The organism is Kitasatospora sp. NPDC043949 (assembly GCF_056435365.1).
Genome location: NZ_JBWKEQ010000090.1, coordinates 1 through 17,682, shown reverse-complemented (window position 1 = coordinate 17,682; position 17,682 = coordinate 1). Strand labels below are relative to the sequence as shown.

Annotated in this window: 11 protein-coding genes; 2 read left to right on the top strand and 9 right to left on the bottom strand. The window is 71.3% G+C overall.

The genetic code is table 11. From position 1 onward, the window contains the following. Positions 1-313: 313 nt before the first annotated feature. The 9 genes from AC07AL_RS37570 to eccD all read right to left on the bottom strand — a co-directional run bounded on the left by AC07AL_RS37570 (position 314) and on the right by eccD (position 11,341). Positions 314-1,999: a ribonuclease J gene (locus AC07AL_RS37570; RefSeq protein ID WP_363586538.1), complete on the bottom strand. Its 1,686-nt coding sequence runs from the start codon at positions 1,997-1,999 to the stop codon at positions 314-316. 170 nt (positions 2,000-2,169) lie between these two features. After that, positions 2,170-3,069 carry a 4-hydroxy-tetrahydrodipicolinate synthase gene (dapA, locus tag AC07AL_RS37565; protein ID WP_063347602.1) on the bottom strand — a complete coding sequence of 300 codons (900 nt, stop codon included), beginning with the start codon at positions 3,067-3,069 and terminating at the stop codon, positions 2,170-2,172. Positions 3,070-3,297: 228 nt separating this feature from the next. After that, a complete protein-coding gene (gene thyX / locus AC07AL_RS37560; protein WP_363586537.1) occupies positions 3,298-4,029 on the bottom strand; it encodes an FAD-dependent thymidylate synthase in 732 nt (243 codons plus the stop codon). Next, entirely contained in the window at positions 4,026-4,484 is a 459-nt protein-coding gene (locus AC07AL_RS37555; RefSeq protein ID WP_363586536.1) for a tetratricopeptide repeat protein, read from the bottom strand. Before AC07AL_RS37555 ends, thyX begins: the two co-directional genes overlap by 4 nt. A 7-nt stretch (positions 4,485-4,491) precedes the next feature. Continuing rightward, complete coding sequence (gene dapB, locus AC07AL_RS37550; RefSeq protein WP_063347605.1) at positions 4,492-5,238, bottom strand: 4-hydroxy-tetrahydrodipicolinate reductase; 747 nt, start codon at positions 5,236-5,238, stop codon at positions 4,492-4,494. 14 nt (positions 5,239-5,252) lie between these two features. After that, positions 5,253-6,605 carry a M16 family metallopeptidase gene (locus tag AC07AL_RS37545; protein WP_350887436.1) on the bottom strand — a complete coding sequence of 451 codons (1,353 nt, stop codon included), beginning with the start codon at positions 6,603-6,605 and terminating at the stop codon, positions 5,253-5,255. Between the two features lie 114 nt (positions 6,606-6,719). Beyond that, positions 6,720-8,927, bottom strand: a complete 2,208-nt coding sequence (locus AC07AL_RS37540) for a polyribonucleotide nucleotidyltransferase (RefSeq protein ID WP_363586535.1) — start codon at positions 8,925-8,927, stop codon at positions 6,720-6,722. Positions 8,928-9,383: 456 nt separating this feature from the next. After that, positions 9,384-9,674, bottom strand: coding sequence for a 30S ribosomal protein S15 (gene rpsO / locus AC07AL_RS37535; RefSeq protein WP_363586534.1), 291 nt, complete (start codon positions 9,672-9,674; stop codon positions 9,384-9,386). Between the two features lie 209 nt (positions 9,675-9,883). Further along, positions 9,884-11,341: a type VII secretion integral membrane protein EccD gene (gene eccD, locus AC07AL_RS37530; RefSeq protein WP_363586533.1), complete on the bottom strand. Its 1,458-nt coding sequence runs from the start codon at positions 11,339-11,341 to the stop codon at positions 9,884-9,886. A gap of 367 nt (positions 11,342-11,708) precedes the next feature. On the opposite strand from eccD, the gene eccCa reads away from it, so the two are divergent. Together eccCa and AC07AL_RS37520 are read left to right on the top strand one after the other, a co-directional pair. Continuing rightward, complete coding sequence (gene eccCa / locus AC07AL_RS37525) at positions 11,709-15,653, top strand: type VII secretion protein EccCa (RefSeq protein WP_478319515.1); 3,945 nt, start codon at positions 11,709-11,711, stop codon at positions 15,651-15,653. Positions 15,654-16,135: 482 nt separating this feature from the next. Further along, positions 16,136-17,545, top strand: coding sequence for an APC family permease (locus tag AC07AL_RS37520; protein WP_363586530.1), 1,410 nt, complete (start codon positions 16,136-16,138; stop codon positions 17,543-17,545). Positions 17,546-17,682: the final 137 nt, after the last annotated feature.

The following is a 17,682-nucleotide window of genomic DNA, read 5'->3' as shown; positions in this document are numbered from 1 at the left end:
TGACTTTTGGCACGCTGTTGAGTTCTCAAGGAACGGACACTTCCTTCGGACCGCCTTCCAGCGGGCCCTCCGGGCGCTTCGTTCTTTCGTGTTTCCAGCTTATCAGATGTTTTCCGCTCCGTTTTCCGGAGTTTCATTTACCTGATCGGCTTTCGCCTTTCGGCGCTCCCGAACTCTACCAGAGTTTCTCGGGCCGTTTTCCGCGGTCATTCTCGAATTCGCATTCGAGAGACTTCCTGCGGGGCCGTCCCGTGGGGCAACCCGGAGAACATTACGCACCGGGCTGCCCCACGTCAAACCAGCCGCCGGAGGCTCAGACCTCGACGACGACCGGCAGGATCATCGGCCGGCGGCGGTAGTTGTCCGCCACCCACTTGCCGACGGTCCGGCGGACCAGCTGCTGGACCAGGCGGGGCTCCAGCACGCCGTCGCTCGCCGAGCGGTCCAGGGCCTCCTGGAGCTTGGCGGCGACCGGCACGAACGCGTTGTCGTCGATGCCGGAGCCGCGGGCCTGGAAGGTCGGGCCGCCCACGATCTTGCCGTTGGTCGAGTCAACCGCGACGAAGACCGAGATGAAGCCCTCCTCGCCGAGGATCCTGCGGTCCTTGAGCGAGGCCTCGGTGATGTCGCCGACCGAGGCGCCGTCCACGTAGACGTACCCGGCCTGCACCTTGCCGACGATCCGGGCGACGCCCTTCTCCAGGTCGACGCAGACGCCGTCCTCGGCGATGACCACGCGGTTGCGCGGAATGCCGGTGGCGATGCCCAGGTCGGCGGCGGCCCGCAGGTGGCGCCACTCGCCGTGGACCGGCATCAGGTTGCGCGGCTTGCAGATGTTGAAGAAGTACAGCAGCTCGCCGGCCGAGGCGTGGCCGGAGACGTGCACCTTGGCGTTGCCCTTGTGCACGACCTTGGCGCCCCAGCGGGTGAGGCCGTTGATCACCCGGTAGACGGCGTTCTCGTTGCCCGGGATGAGCGACGAGGCCAGGACGACGGTGTCGCCCTCGACGATGCGGATCTGGTGGTCGCGGTTGGCCATCCGGGACAGCGCCGCCATCGGCTCGCCCTGGGAGCCGGTGCAGATCAGCACGACATCCTTGTCCGGCAGGTCGTCGAGCTGCTTGACGTCGACGACCATGTTGCCGGGGACCTTCAGGTAGCCGAGGTCGCGGGCGATGCCCATGTTGCGGACCATCGAGCGGCCGACGAAGGCGACCTTGCGCTTGTACTCGTGCGCGGCGTCCAGCACCTGCTGGATGCGGTGCACGTGGCTGGCGAAGGAGGCGACGATGATGCGCTTGTCGGCGTTCGCGAAGACGTTCCGCAGCGCGGCCGAGATGTCCCGCTCGGGCGGGATGAAGCCGGGGACCTCAGCGTTGGTGGAGTCCACCAGCAGCAGGTCCATGCCCTCTTCGGCCAGCTTGGCGAAGGTCGGCAGGTCGGTCAGGCGGCCGTCGAGCGGCAGCTGGTCCATCTTGAAGTCGCCGGTGGCCACGACCATGCCCGCGGGGGTGCGGACGGCGACCGCCAGGGCGTCCGGGATGGAGTGGTTGACCGCGATGAACTCGCAGTCGAAGGGACCGATGCGCTCGCGCTCGCCCTCCTTGACCTCCAGCACGTACGGCCGGATGCGGTGCTCGGCGAGCTTGGCCTCGATCAGGGCGAGGGTCAGCTTGGAGCCGATCAGCGGGATGTCCGGGTTCTCCCGCAGGAGGAACGGGACGGCGCCGATGTGGTCCTCGTGCCCGTGGGTGAGGACGATGCCGTCGATCTTGTCGAGGCGGTCCCGGATGTAGGTGAAGTCCGGGAGGATCAGGTCCACGCCGGGCTGCTCGTCCTCGGGGAAGAGGACGCCGCAGTCGACGATCAGGATGCGGCCCCCGTATTCGAAGACCGTCATGTTGCGGCCGATCTCGCCGAGACCGCCGAGCGGGGTGATGCGGAGGGCGCCCTCCTTCAGGGCCGGGGGTGCGCCGAGTTCGGGGTGCGGGTGACTCAAAAGACTCTCCTCACGACGCACGCCATATGCCCGGGGTCCTCCCCCTGAAGACATATGGCGTGCGTACTCAGTGTCGTTTTCCTACTGGGTCGGTGCTCTCGCGCCGTCGGTCCGGTCCAGCGGCGGGCCCGTGAGGGTCCGGCGAGCCGGGGCGCGCACGTCTTCGTCTGTTACAGGTGTACCCCGCCGGCGGCGAGATCCTTCGTCAATCGTGCGATCTCCTCGGGAGTCGCGCCGACCAGCGGCAGCCTCAGCGGGCCGGCCGGCAGTCCCTGGAGCTCCAGCGCGGCTTTGGCGAGGATGACACCCTGCGTGCGGAACATACCGCTGAACACCGGGAGCAGGCCCTGGTGGATCGCCGTGGCCTTGGCCACATCGCCGGCCAGGTACGCCTCGATCATCGCACGCAGTTCACCGGCCACGACGTGTCCGACGACGCTGACCACTCCGGCGGCTCCGACCGACAGCAGCGGCAGGTTGAGGATGTCGTCGCCGGAGTACCAGGCGAGGTCGGAGCGGGCGATGGCCCAGGCGGCCGCGCCGAGGTCGCCCTTGGCGTCCTTGTTGGCGACGATCCGCGGGTGCTCGCCGAGGCGGACCAGCGTCTCGTGGCTCAGCGCGACGCCGCTGCGGCCCGGGATGTCGTAGAGCATGACCGGCAGCCCGGTGGTGTCCGCGATGTGCACGGTGTGCCGGTACAGGCCCTCCTGCGGGGGCTTGCTGTAGTACGGCGTGACGACCAGCAGGCCGTGGGCTCCGGCGGCCTCCGCCTGTCGCGCCAGCTCGGCACTGTGGTGGGTGTCGTTGGTGCCGACGCCGGCCACCACGTGGGCGCGATCCCCGACCGCCTCCACCACGGCGCGGACGAGCTGGGCCTTCTCGGCGTCGCTGGTGGTCGGGGACTCACCGGTGGTGCCGTTGACGACGAGGCCGTCGTTGCCGGAGTCCACGAGGTGCGTGGCGAGGCGCTGGGCGCCGTCGAGGTCGAGTCCGCCGTCGGCGGTGAACGGGGTGACCATCGCGGTCAGGACCCGGCCGAACGGCGTCTGGGGGGTGGAGGTCGGAGCCATGCGTCCAAAGCTACTCGTAGGCGGTGGGGCGGTACCCACACCGGTCCAGTGTTCGGACAGGGGCATACCACGCGAAGCGGCGGAAACAGGCGGTGACATGGGATTCCGGTGCTGCCCGCTCGGGGGTTCGGGCAGCACCGGAATCCGTGTTCATGAATGTAGGGAGCGGCTAGAAAAGCCGCAATCCAGACATGCGTGACACTCCGCCCATATGCCTATCGTCCCAGGTCAGGGAGCGACCCGGCCGTGCTTCTCGAAGGCCGCATGGGTGAGCGGCATGAGCCGCGCCCACTCCTGCTCCATCTGCTCGGCGACCATCTCGATCTCGCGCTGCGGGAAGGACGGCACCGCCGAGTGCTCCCGCTTGGTCCGCAGCGACAGGAAGTGCATCAGCGAACGGGAGTTGCAGGTCGCGTACATCGAGGAGAACAGGCCGACCGGCAGCACCGCCCGGGCCACCTCGCGGGCCACGCCGGCCGCCAGCATCTCCTGGTAGCGCGCGTAGGACTCGCGGTACGCGGCCTCCATCGCCTCGGTGGTGGTCCTGTGCTGCTCGGGGGTGCCGTCGACGAACTCGTAGCGGCCCGGGCGGCCCTGCTGGACGAGCTTGCGCTCCTCCGCCGGGACGTAGAAGACCGGCTGCAGCTCGCGGTAGCGGCCGGACTCCTCGTTGTAGGACCAGCCGCTGCGGTGCCGGTGGAACTCCCGGAACACGAAGATCGGCGCGCTGATGAAGAAGGTCATCGAGTTGTGCTCGAAGGGGGTGCCGTGCCGGTCCCGCATCAGGAAGTTGATCAGGCCCTTGGACTTCTCCGGGTCCTGCTGGACCGCCTCCAGGGACTGCTCCCCCGCGGTCGAGACGCGGGCCGCCCAGATGACGTCCGAGTCGGCGGCCGCGCTGCGGACCAGCTCGACCGTGACGTCGCTGCGGAAGCTGGGGGCCGTCGGTTGGTCGCTCACGCGTTGCTCCTTGCGGGTTCGGTGCTGTGCAGCTTGATGGCGTGCTGCATGGTCTTGCGGGCGCGCGGGGTGTCGCCGGCGTCGGCGTACGCCACCGCGAGGCGGAACCAGACCCGCCAGTCGGCCGGCGCGGCCTCCGCCTCGGTCTGTCGGCGGGCGAACACCGCGTCGGCCGAGGCCCGGTCGATCCGCCCGCCGGTGGTGCGCTGGAGCTCGTCCACCGGCAGGCCGCCCTCGGCCTCCAGCTCCCGGGCGAGCTGCTCGCTGGCCCGGCCGAACCGGACGGTCTGGCGCAGGAACCAGACGCCGATCACCGGGATGACGAAGGCGCACAGGCCGATGCCGATGCCGAGCGGCTTACCGGTGGCGACCAGTTGGACGCCCTCCCCGACGCAGAGGAGGGCGACCAGCAGCAGCACGCCGGACAGGACGAAGAATCCGGTACGGGACGTCATGCCGGGCTCACAGGTCCAGGAAGTGTTCGAGGCCCAGGGTGAGCCCCGGCGTCTCCACGACCTTGCGCACACCGAGCAGGATGCCCGGCATGAAGCTGCTGTGGTGCAGCGAGTCGTGCCGGATGGTGAGCGTCTCACCGGTGTCGCCGAACATCACCTGCTGGTGGGCGAGCAGCCCGCGCAGCCGGACGGCGTGCACCGGCACCCCGTCCACGTCGGCGCCGCGGGCACCGGGCAGGCTGTGGGTGGTCGGGTCCTGCTGCTGCGGGCGGCCGGCCTCGGCGCGGGCCGCCGCGATCAGCTGCGCAGTACGGGTGGCGGTGCCGCTGGGGGCGTCGGCCTTGCGGTCGTGGTGCAGCTCGACCACCTCGACCGACTCGAAGTACTTCGCCGCGGTCTGGGCGAACTTCATGCCGAGCACCGCGCCGATGGAGAAGTTCGGCGCGATCAGCAGGCCCAGCTCGGGGGCCTGGTCGAGCCAGCCGCGGACGGTGGCCAGCCGCTCGTCCGTCCAGCCGGTGGTCCCGGTGACCACGTGGATGCCGTGGTGCAGGCAGTAGTCGAGGTTGCCCATCACCGAGTCCGGGTGGGTGAGCTCGACGGCGACCTGGACGCCGGCCTCGGTCAGCTCCGCCGGCTCGGACCCGCGGCCCAGGGTGGCCACCAGTTCGAGGTCCGGCGCGGCCTCGACGGCCTTGACCGCCTCGGAGCCGATCCGACCGTTGGCACCGATCACGGCGACACGCAGCGTCATAGCGAAATGTCCTCTCACACCAGCAGATCGGCGAGCTTGGCGGCCCGCTTGTCGTTGACCGGTCCGATCAGCGCCAGCGACGGCCGGTACGCGCCCAGCACATCACGGGCCACCGCGTGGACGTCGTCCAGGGTCACGGCCGCGATCCGCGCCAGCATCTCGTCCACCGACAGGTGGTGTCCGTAGCTCAACTCGGCCTTGCCGATCCGGTTCATCAGCGAGCCGGTGTCCTCCATGCCCAGCACGGTGGAGCCGGAGATCTGGCCGATCGCGCGCCGCAGCTCCTCCTCGGTGATGCCCTCGGCGACCACCTTGGCCAGCTCCGCGCGGCAGATCCGCAGCACCTCCTCGACCCGCTTGGGCTGGCAGCCGGCGTAGATGCCGAACAGGCCGCTGTCCGCGTAGGACGAGGAGTACGAGTACACCGAGTACGCCAGGCCCCGCTTCTCCCGCACCTCCTGGAACAGCCGGGAGCTCATCCCGCCGCCGAGGGCCGCGTTGAGCACGCCCATCGCCCAGCGGCGCTCGTCGTGCCGAGGCACCCCGGGCACGCCCAGCACCAGGTGGGCCTGCTCGGTGGAGCGGTTGAGCACCTCGACCCGGCCGGCCGTGCGCAGCGCCTTGACGCCGCGGCGGGCCTCGGCGGGGGCCGCGTCGGAGCGGGCCAGTACCGCCGCGAAGGCCTGCTCGACCTGCTTGACCACCGTGTGGTGGTCGAGGTTGCCGGCGGCCGAGACGACCAGGTTCTCGGGCCGGTAGCGGCGGCGGTAGAAGCCGGCGATCTGCTCCCGGGTGAGCACCTTGATGGTCTCCTGGGTGCCCAGGATGGGGCGGCCGAGCGGGCCGCTGCCGAAGATCACCTTGGCGAACAGGTCGTGCACCACGTCGCCCGGGTCGTCCTCGGCCATCGCCATCTCCTCGAGGATGACGCCGCGCTCGGCGTCGACGTCCTCGGAGCGGATCAGCGAGCCGGTGACCATGTCGCAGACCACGTCGATGGCCAGCGGCAGGTCGGTGTCCAGGACCCGGGCGTAGTAGCAGGTGTTCTCCTTCGCGGTGAAGGCGTTCATCTCACCGCCGACCGCGTCCAGGGCAGCCGAGATGTCCAGCGCGCTGCGCCGCGCGGTGCCCTTGAAGAGCAGGTGCTCCAGGTAGTGGGTGGCGCCGTTGAGCTGCGGGGTCTCGTCCCGCGAGCCGACGCCGACCCAGATGCCGAAGGTGGCTGAGCGCACCGTCGGCAGGGTCTCGGTGACGACCCGAAGGCCGCCGGGGAGGACGGTGCGGCGCACCGTGCCGGCGCCGTCGGCGCCCTTGAGCAGGGTCCGGGTGGAGCCGGGGCGCTGCTTCGCCGCCGGGGCCTGAGCCACGGGGGGTACCTCCAGAGGAAACACGCGTGGGAACGCATGGACGAACGCGGGGGCAACAGGGTGCGGCCCGCACGCCGGGAGGCGTACGGGCCGCAAGGGTCAGCTAGCGGCGCTTCACTCGGAAGCGGTCTCGCCGGCTTCCTCGCCCTCGACGACGGGGATGAGGGAGAGCTTGCCGCGCGGGTCGATCTCGGCGATCTCGACCTGCACCTTGGCGCCGACACCGAGGACGTCCTCGACGTTCTCGACGCGCTTGCCGCCGGCCAGCTTGCGGATCTGCGAGATGTGCAGCAGGCCGTCCTTGCCCGGCATGAGCGAGACGAACGCGCCGAACGTCGTGGTCTTCACCACGGTGCCCAGGTAGCGCTCGCCGACCTCCGGCATGGTCGGGTTGGCGATCTGGTTGATCGTGGTGCGGGCGGCCTCGGCGGCCGGTCCGTCGGCGGCACCGATGTAGATGGTGCCGTCGTCCTCGATCGTGATCTCGGCGCCGGTGTCCTCCTGGATCTGGTTGATCATCTTGCCCTTGGGGCCGATGACCTCACCGATCTTGTCCACCGGGATCTTGATGGTGATGATCCGCGGGGCGTTCGGGGACATCTCGTCCGGCGTGTCGATGGCCTCGTTCATCACGTCGAGGATGTGCAGACGCGCGTCCTTGGCCTGCTTCAGCGCGGCGGCCAGCACCGACGCCGGGATGCCGTTGAGCTTGGTGTCCAGCTGCAGGGCGGTGATGAAGTTGCGGGTACCGGCGACCTTGAAGTCCATGTCGCCGTACGCGTCCTCGGCACCGAGGATGTCGGTCAGCGCGACGTAGTGGGTCTCGCCGTCGATCTCCTGGGAGATCAGGCCCATGGCGATACCGGCGACGGCGGCCTTCAGCGGCACACCGGCGTTCAGCAGCGACATGGTGGAGGCGCAGACCGAGCCCATCGAGGTGGAGCCGTTGGAGCTCAGCGCCTCGGAGACCTGGCGGATGGCGTACGGGAACTCCTCGCGCGAGGGCAGCACGGGGATGATCGCCCGCTCCGCCAGCGCGCCGTGGCCGATCTCGCGGCGCTTGGGCGCACCCACGCGGCCGGTCTCGCCGACCGAGTACGGCGGGAAGTTGTAGTTGTGCATGTAGCGGCGGCGCGTCTCCGGGGAGAGCGTGTCCAGCTGCTGCTCCATGCGCAGCATGTTGAGGGTGGTGACGCCCAGGATCTGGGTCTCGCCACGCTCGAACAGGGCCGAGCCGTGCACGCGCGGGATGGCCTCGACCTCGGCGGCCAGGGTGCGGATGTCGGTGACACCGCGGCCGTCGATGCGGACCTTGTCCTTGATGACGCGCTCGCGGACGACCTTCTTGGTCAGCGCGTTGTAGGCGGCGCTGATCTCCTTCTCGCGGCCCTCGAACTCGGGGAGCAGCTTCTCGGCGGCCAGCGCCTTGACGCGGTCCAGCTCGTTGTTGCGCTCCTGCTTGCCCGGGATGGTGAGGGCCTGGGCGAGCTCGTCCTTGACGGCGGCGGTCAGCGCGGCGAGGACGTCGTCCTGGTAGTCCAGGAAGACCGGGAACACGCCGGTCGGCTTGGCGGCCTGGGCGGCGAGCTGCGACTGGGCGGCGCACAGCACCTTGATGAACGGCTTGGCGGCGTCCAGACCGGCGGCGACGACGTCCTCGGTCGGCGCCTCGGCGCCGCCCTCGACCAGCTTGATGGTCTTGTCGGTGGCCTCGGCCTCGACCATCATGATCGCGACGTCGCCGTCCGGCAGGACGCGACCGGCGACGACCATGTCGAAGACGGCCGACTCCAGCTCGCTGTGGGTCGGGAAGGCCACCCACTGGCCGTTGATCAGCGCGACGCGGACGCCGCCGATCGGGCCGGAGAACGGCAGGCCCGCCAGCTGGGTGGAGGCGGAGGCGGCGTTGATGGCCACCACGTCGTACAGGTGGTCGGGGTTGAGCGCCATGACGGTGCAGACGACCTGGACCTCGTTGCGCAGGCCCTTGACGAAGGACGGGCGCAGCGGGCGGTCGATCAGGCGGCAGGTGAGGATCGCGTCCTCGGAGGGCCGGCCCTCACGACGGAAGAACGAGCCGGGGATGCGGCCCGCGGCGTACATGCGCTCCTCGACGTCCACGGTCAGCGGGAAGAAGTCGAAGTGCTCCTTCGGCTGCTTGGACGCGCTGGTGGCCGACAGCACCATGGTGTCGTCGTCCAGGTAGGCCACGGCGGAGCCGGCGGCCTGACGGGCCAGACGGCCGGTCTCGAAGCGGATGGTACGGGTGCCGAAGGAACCGTTGTCGATCACGGCCTCGGCGTAGAACACGTTCTCTTCCACCTGGAAGATCTCCTCTTTCGTACGTCTCCGGGAGAGCGTCCCCGCGCTGCCTGCCGGCTGGCCCTGGCCCTCCTGGCAAGGAGGACGGCAGTCGGGCCGGTCTTCGATCGAAGCCTCCGGGGTGCTCCGCTCGGTCTGCGGGGCTTCCGGGGGCCACTACCGAGGACCGGCGCCTCACGGCTGCCGGGCCGGGACGGGCGGTCCGCGTCTGGACGCTCTCTCGGATGCGGGCGGCTTCCGTTTGAAGCCTTCGGCCCGCGGGGGGTTCGGGTTCGTCTGCCCGGGTGGCGCGCTGGTGCGCCATCACCGGGCATGCCCACAACCCTACGGTGCAATCCTCGGCCACCTGGGGAGGTACGCGCGAGTTGTTATGTCCGGGCGCCGCGGCTCGGGGTGTCCGCGGCATACGCGCGAGGGGCGGCTCCCCGGTGTGGGGAGCCGCCCCGAGCGGCGGTCTTAGCGGGCGCCACCGGCGGCACCGCGGCGGATGCCCAGGCGGTCGACGAGCGTACGGAAGCGCTCGATGTCCTTCTTGGCCAGGTACTGCAGCAGGCGGCGGCGCTGGCCGACCAGGATCAGCAGGCCACGACGCGAGTGGTGGTCGTGCTTGTGGATCTTGAGGTGCTCGGTCAGGTCCGCGATGCGGCGGGAGAGCATGGCCACCTGGACCTCGGGGGAACCGGTGTCGCCCTCCTTCTGGCCGAACTCGGCGAAGATCTGCTTCTTGACGTCAGAGGCGAGAGCCACTGCAACTCCTTCAGGGTGTACCGAGCGGTCCTGGTCGACAACACAGGACTCATGAGGACTCGGTGTCGTGACGGAGCGCGGCCGGCGGTCTGCGACCCACCGGAGGCGGACACACGGCTGCGCTCGAAGGCCAAGGGTACCAGTGCCGCCCACCCGGCCGGTCGGCGGGCCGGACGGGCCGAACGGGGCGGGCGGCACGGGCCGGCCGGTCAGCTGGTGGCGCCGCGGACCAGCCGGTAGACGTCCAGGACGGCGAGCGCCAGCGGGACGAGCGAGATCAGGGTCAGGCTGTCGACCAGGTCCAGGATGCGCCCCCAGAACGGGGAGACGCCGAGCCGGGGCACCACCAGCGCGATCGCGGCGAGCAGCGCCGCGCCGAACGCGATGGAGGCGGCCAGCCAGACGGTGCGCAGGTCGACCTCGGCGGAGCTGGCGGCGCGCAGGATGAACTGCGGGGTGTGCAGGGACAGGCCGATGATCAGCAGGGCCAGACCGAGCAGCCCGGCGATGGTGAGGCTGAAGACCTGCGCGGTGTAGCGGAACAGCCGGGCGCGCAGCATCGTGGCCAGGCCCAGGGCGAGCGCGAGCAGTTCGGGGAACGTCCGGTCGGTGAAGCCGAGGACGGCGCAGGAGCCGACCACGACCGCGGCGCAGCCGCCGACCAGGCCGACCAGGACCTCGTGGCCGCGGCGGGCCTGGTGGGCGATCCGCTCGTACTGGACGGCCTCGGCGCGCTCGGCCTCCTCGTCGTAGTCGCGGCTGCGGGTGCGGGTCTGGCCCGGTGCGCTGAAGCCGACGGGCAGCCGGGCGAAGCGGGCGGAGAGGCCGGGCAGGAAGCCGACGGCCGCGACGGCGGTGATGCCGGTGACGGCGGCGATGTGCCCGGCGGGGGTGTCCGGCAGCAGGACGGCGGCGAAGGTGGCGAGCGCGCCGGCGGCCGCGACCAGGGCGGCGGCGACGAACACCGCGTCCTTCTCGGGGAGCAGTCCCACCAGCAGCACGGCGACCACCAGGACGGCGACGCAGCCGGCCAGGAACTGGAGCCGGCCGGGGCCGTCCCACGGGTGGGCGACGGCGAGGACGCCGCTGCCGCCGATCATGGCGTGCGGCAGGGCGCCGAGGCCGAGCGCGAGGGCGGCGTGGGCGTCCTGGTAGACCCGGGCGCGGACGCCGGCCAGCGCGGTGAGGACGACGGCGGTGACGCCGGCCAGGACGCCGGGCAGGCCGTGCATGTCGTGGCGCAGGTCGGCGAACCAGAGCGCGAAGCCGAGCAGGACGAGCAGCAGCGCGGCGCCGATCAGGCCGAAGGCCCGCATGAGTTCGGCGCTCCAGAGTCGGCGGTCGGTCTCGACGGCGCTGGCGATCGCGTCGGCGACGTCGTCGTAGACGGCCGGCGGGAGGGACTCGGCGAAGGGGCGCAGCGCGAGCAGGTCGCCGTCGCGGACCTGCTGGGCGGCGAGCGGCAGGCCGCTGTCGAGGACGGTGCCGTCGCGGCGCACCAGGTGGAAACCGGTGGGCGCGCCGTCGGGCTGGCTCTGGTTGGCCAGGCGCAGCACCTCGGGGTAGACGTCCGCGAGCGGGACGTCCTCGGGCAGGGCGACGTCGATCCGGCGGTCCGGGGCGACGACGGTGACCCGGCAGTAGCCGGTCGCGGTGGTGTCGCTCATCGCCGCACCTCGGTCCTTCGACGCACTGGGCGCTCCCCCTTGTTGACGGTGCCGCGGCACGGCGGCGCTCGGTGTGGCAGTGGAACCGGCCCGACCGGGCCGCGAGTTGGCGCGGCGTTACCCTACCCGCTCGGTTCGTGCCCGGCCCCGGTGCGGGCCGGGCCCCCGGCGGGGGGTGCGGACGCGGGCCTGGCGGGCGGTGCGGGGGCGACCGTTAGGATCGGCCCCTGCGCGCGGTACGGGGGGCGGCGCCGTGTGGTGCGTCCTCGCCCTGGCGAAACCCGTACGAGCCGTACGAGTCGTACGAGTCCAGTTGCGTGAGGGCTGATGCCGAAGTGATCGATCGACGCCGCGGGGTGGATGACACATGGGTGTGATCACGGTCAAGCGCCCGGGCCGGGCCTATCCGCCGGCGGTGCCGGACGAGCCGGTGGAGCTGGTGACCCCGCCCGAACTGCCCCGGCAGGGCGGCGAGGACTGGCTGATGAGCATCCTCCCGATGCTCGGCATGGGCGGCTCGGCGGTGTTCTTCTTCGCGCCGGGTGCGGCGGCCCCGATGAAGATCATGGGCGGTCTGATGGTCGCCTCGACGGTCGGCATGGTGCTGGCGCAGATCGTGCGGGCCCGCAAGGGCGGTTCGACCGCGATGGCGGACGAGCGGCGCGACTACCTCAAGTACCTGCAGCAGATGCGCCGCCAGGTGCGCCGCACGGCGGAGCGCCAGCGCGGCGCGCTGCTGTTCCTGAACCCGGCGCCGGACCAGCTGTGGTCGATCGTGGCGGACGGCCGGCGGCTGTGGGAGCGCCGCACCGGGGACGGCGACTTCGCGCAGATCCGGGTGGGCCTGGGCCCGGTTCAGCTGTCGACGCCGCTGGTGGCGCCGCAGACCGCGCCGATGGACGAGCTGGAGCCGCTGTCGGCGGCCGCGATGCACTCCTTCCTGAAGGCCCACGGCACCTTGCAGGACCTGCCGCTGGCGGTGTCGCTGCGCGCCTTCTACCACGTCACGGTGTGCGGGGACGCGGACTCGGTGTACGGCAACGTGCGCGCGATGATCGCCCAGTTGACCACCCTGCACTCGCCGGACGACCTGCTGGTCGCGGTGGCCGCGGCGCCGGGCGCGGCGGAGGAGTGGGAGTGGACCAAGTGGCTCCCGCACAACCAGCACCGCAAGGAGGCCGACGGCGCGGGCTCGCGCCGGCTGATCGCCACCGACCTGGGCGAGCTGGAGTTCCTGTTGCAGGACGAGCTGGCCGGCCGCCAGCGGTTCGTGCGGGACGCGGCGCCCGCGCCGGACCAGCCGCACCTGGTGGTGGTGATGGACGGCGCCGGGGTGCCGCCGAACTCGCTGCTGGCGAGCCCCGAGGGCGTGCAGGGGGTGACCGTCATCGAGGTGGTGCCGGGCGACCTGGACGAGCCGAGCGGGCACCTGATGGTGACGGTGAGCCCGCAGGAGCTGGTGCTGCGCTCGGCCTCCGGGGCGACGTACACCGGCACGCCGGACCTGCTCTCGGTCTGGCAGTCCGAGGCGCTGGCGCGGCAGTTGGCGCCGTACCGGCTCTCGGCCGGCGGGGACGACGAGCCGCTGCTGTCGAACCTGGACTTCACCGACCTGATGAACTCGGGCGACCCGGGCTCCTTCGACGTGACGCGCAGCTGGCGCCCGCGCGCCCAGCACGAGCGGATGCGGGTGCCGATCGGGGTCGGCGCGAACGGCGAGCACGTCTACCTGGACATCAAGGAGGCCGCGCTGGAGGGCATGGGCCCGCACGGCCTGTGCGTGGGCGCGACCGGCTCCGGCAAGTCGGAGCTGCTGCGCACCCTGGTGCTGGCGCTGGCGATGACGCACTCCTCGGAGATCCTGAACTTCGTCCTCGCCGACTTCAAGGGCGGCGCGACCTTCTCCGGCATGGCGGACATGCCGCACACCTCCGCGGTGATCACCAACCTGGAGGGCGAACTCACCCTGGTCGACCGCATGCGCGACGCGATCGAGGGCGAACTGCACCGCCGCCAGGAGCTGCTGCGCTCGGCGGGCAACTACGCCAACATCCACGAGTACGAGCGGGCCCGGGCGGCCGGCGCGGCGCTGGACCCGCTGCCCTCGCTGGTGCTGATCATCGACGAGTTCTCCGAACTCCTCACCGCCAAGCCGGACTTCATCGAGATGTTCATCCAGATCGGCCGGATCGGCCGGTCGCTGGGGGTGCACCTGCTGCTGGCCTCGCAGCGCCTGGAGGAGGGCAAGCTGCGCGGCCTGGACACCTACCTCTCCTACCGGATCGGTCTGCGCACCTTCTCGGCGGCCGAGTCGCGGGCGGCGATCGGGGTGCCGGACGCCTACCACCTGCCGCCGGTGCCGGGCGTCGGGTACCTCAAGTTCGGCGAGGACGTGATGGACCGGTTCAAGGCCGCGTACGTCTCGGGGCCCTACCGGGCGCCGGGGCAGCAGCGGTCGACCGGCGGGCGGCGGGTGAACGCCCGCCCGGTGCTGTTCACCGCGGCCCGGGTGGAGCCGCCGGAGCCGGCGGTGGAGGAGGAGGCGCCGCTCGCCCCGGAGCAGGACGACGCGCTGGTCGACACCGTGCTGGACGTGTTCGTGCAGCGGATGACGGGCCAGGGCCCGGCCGCGCACCAGGTGTGGCTGCCGCCGTTGGAGGAGGCGCCGAGCATGGACCACCTGCTGCCGCCGCTCCAGGTGGTGCCGGAGCGCGGGCTGACCGCGCCCGGCTTCCCGGCGGGCCGGCTGCGGGTGCCGATCGGCATCGTGGACAAGCCGCGCGAGCAGAAGACCGACGTCCTGGAGGTCGACTACGCGGGGGCGGCCGGCCACGGCCTGGTCGTGGGCGGCCCGCGCTCGGGCAAGTCGACGGTGGTGCGCACCACGGTGGCCTCGTTCGCGCTCACCCACACCCCGCGGGAGGTGCAGTTCTACCTGCTGGACTTCGGCGCGGGCAGCTTCCAGTCGCTGGCCGGGCTGCCGCACGTCGGCGGGGTGGCCGGGCGCCTGGACGTCGACAAGGTGCGCCGGATGGTCTCCGAGGTGCACGGGGTGCTGAACCGGCGCGAGGAGCTGTTCCGGGCCGCCGGGATCGACACCATCGGCACCTACCGGGCCCGCCGGGCGGCCGGGCAGCTGCCGGACGAGGCGTTCGGCGACGTGTTCCTGGTGATCGACGGCTGGAACACCTTCAAGCAGGAGTTCGAGGTGCTGGAGCCGGTGATCGGCGACATCGCCCAACGCGGCCTCGGCTACGGCGTCCACCTGGTCATCACCGCGGCCCGGTACGCGGAGGTGCGCCCGGCGCTGAAGGACCTGCTGCAGAACCGGACCGAGCTGAAGCTCGGCGACCCGATGGAGTCCGAGGTGGACCGCCGGGTGGCGCAGAACGTCCCGCCGCTGGCCGGGCGCGGCATCACCCCGGAGCGGCTGCACTTCCTGTCCGGCCTGCCGCGGCTGGACGGCTCCTGCGCGGTGGACGACCTCCAGCACGGGGTGGCCGGCCTGGTCGCCGCCGTCGACGGGGCCTGGACCGGGCCGCGCGCGCCGCAGGTGCGGATGCTGCCGGCCGTCCTGGACGGGAACTCGCTGCCGAAGGGCTTCGAGCGCCCGGAGCGCGGGATCGCCTTCGGCGTGGACGAGGCCGAGCTGGCACCGGCCTTCGTGAACTTCGAGACCGACCCGCTGTTCACCGTCTTCGGCGACACCGAGTCGGGGAAGTCGGCGCTGCTGCGGATGCTGGTCAAGCAGATCACCGAGCGGTACACCCCGGACCAGGCGGGCATCGTGGTCGGCGACTACCGGCGCGCGCTGCTGGGCGCCGTGCCGCCGGAGTACCTGGTGGAGTACGCGGCCGCGCAGCCGGCCATGGCGGCCATCGTGGACATGCTGCGCGGGGCCTGCGCGCGCCGCCTGCCCGGCCCGGACGTCACCGCCGAGCAGCTGCGCAACCGCAGCTGGTACAGCGGCAAGGACATGTTCGTGATCGTGGACGACTACGAGCTGGTCGCGACGAGTTCGGGCAACCCGCTGGCGCCGCTGGCGGAGTTCCTGCCGTTCGCCCGGGACATCGGCCTGCGGGTGATCGTGGCCCGCAGCGCGGGCGGCGCCGGCCGCTCGCTGTACGAGCCGGTGCTGCAGCGGATGCGCGAGCTGGGCGGGCAGGGCGTGATCCTCTCCGGCAACCGGGACGAGGGCGCGCTGCTGGGGACGGTCAAGCCGATGCCGCTGCCGCCGGGGCGCGGGGTGTACGTGTCGCGCCGGGCGACCGGCGGGCAGATGGTCCAGACGGGCTGGCTGCCGCTGGTGTGAGGGCACCGACGCACCGCGCCGGCGGCTACGGACAGTGATCGAGGGGTCGGGCTCACGGGAGCCCGGCCCCTTTCGCGTCCCAGGTGTCGAAACGTTACCTAGATCTTTCCGGCGCGGGGCTGCGGTTCCCGCACCCCGCCCGGGGGTTGCGGCCGCACAGGGGGGCGCCTGGGCGTATCGCCGTCCGACTCCACGGACACCTTTGAAAGGTGGCTTGCAACACTCTGTTCACCTTGGATTCAGTTGCAATGTGGCAGAGGTAACAAGTCGGGCAAAGCTCGCAATGACCGTACGTGATCATCGGATCGCATGTCTATGCCCTTCCGCGCAACGGATTCCGAAGCATTTCGGCCATTGACGCAATCAATACGCCCAGGTTCCATTGCGACCCAGGAGCGACCCCACCAGAACCCCGAGCAGACAGCCAGCGGAGGCGATACCGCTCCCACCCACAGGACCGCACAGAGCCGATCGGAAGCCACATGACCGACACGCTTCGCCCGCCACGCGCCGCGACCCCCGCGACGGCCGACACCGCCGCCGCCGCGCCCCAGCAACTCAAGCGCTCGATCGGCGTGGTGGGCGGCACCCTGCTCACACTGTCCTGCGTCACCCCGGCCTCCACGCTCTTCGTGATCGTCCCGGAGCTGTTCTCCAGCATCGGCAGCGCCACCGCCCTGGCCATCGCCATCGGCACCGTGCTGTGCGTCGCCGTCGCGTTCTGCTACTCCGAGCTCGGCACCCTGATCCCCAGCGCCGGCGGCGAGTACGCGATGGTCGGCACCCTCGCCGGGCGGCTGGCCGGCTGGCTGGTCTTCGTGCTCTCGCTGATCGTCGTGATGATCGTCCCCTCGGTCATCGCCCTCGGCACCGCCGACTACCTCGCCCCCGTGCTGCACCTCGACAAGGCCATGACCGGCGCCGCCGTGATGCTCGCCGCCACCCTGGCCGGCCTGCTCGACCTGCGCGCCAACGCCTGGATCACCGGCGTCTTCCTGGTGCTGGAGGTCATCGCGGCCGGCGTCGTCTCGGTGCTCGGGTTCTCCCACGCCAACGGCGACGCCCCCAGCCTGCTGCACGGCGTGGTCACCGGGGACGGCGGCGCCACCACCACGGTGAGCATCGGCGCCATCGTCGGCGCGCTCGGCATCGCCCTGTTCATCACCCAGGGCTTCTCCACCGCCGTCTACCTCTCCGAGGAGCTGGAGAACCCCCGCCGCAACGTCTCGCGCACCGTGCTGTGGACGCTCGGCATCTCCTCCGCCGTCATCCTGGTCCCGGTCGTCGCCATCACCATGGGCGCCCCCGACCTCCAGACCCTGAGCTCCGGCGACATCTCCGGCATGGTCACCGCCTGGAGCAACTCCGCGGTCGGCACCTTCATCAGCCTCTGCGTCGCGCTGGCGATCATCAACGCCGGCATCGTCATGGTCATCCAGAACTCCCGGGTCCTGTTCGCCTCCGCCCGTGACAAGGCCTGGCCCGAGCCGGTCAACAAGGCCTTCGGCACCCTCGGCCGGTTCGGCTCCCCGTGGGTCGCCACCCTGGCCGTCGGCCTGCCCGGCGCCGCGCTCTGCTTCGTCAAGGGCGCACTGCTCAGCAACATCACCGGCGTCGCCGTCACCGGGATGTACCTGCTGGTCGCGATCGCCGCGCTGCTCTCCCGCCGCGCCCACCACAAGCACGCCGCCGCCTGGCGGATGCCGCTGTGGCCGGCCGTCCCGGTGGTGCTGATCGCCGTCCTCGTCTACGTGATGACCCAGCTGGACACCGAGCCCCTGCTGTGGACCGGCGGCATCACCGCCGCCGCCACCCTCTACTGGCTGTTCTACCTGCGCCCCCGCCAGGACACCCGCTGGGTGATCAGCCTCCCCGAGGACCAGCAGCCCTGACCCCCACCCCTCCCCCACACGGCAGTGGGGGGGGGGGGGGGGGGCGGGGGGGGGGGGGGGGGGGGCCCCGCCCCCCCCTTTCTTTTCCCGCCGGCGATGTGGGGGGGGGCTTCTTGTCCTCTTTTTTTTTTGTCCTA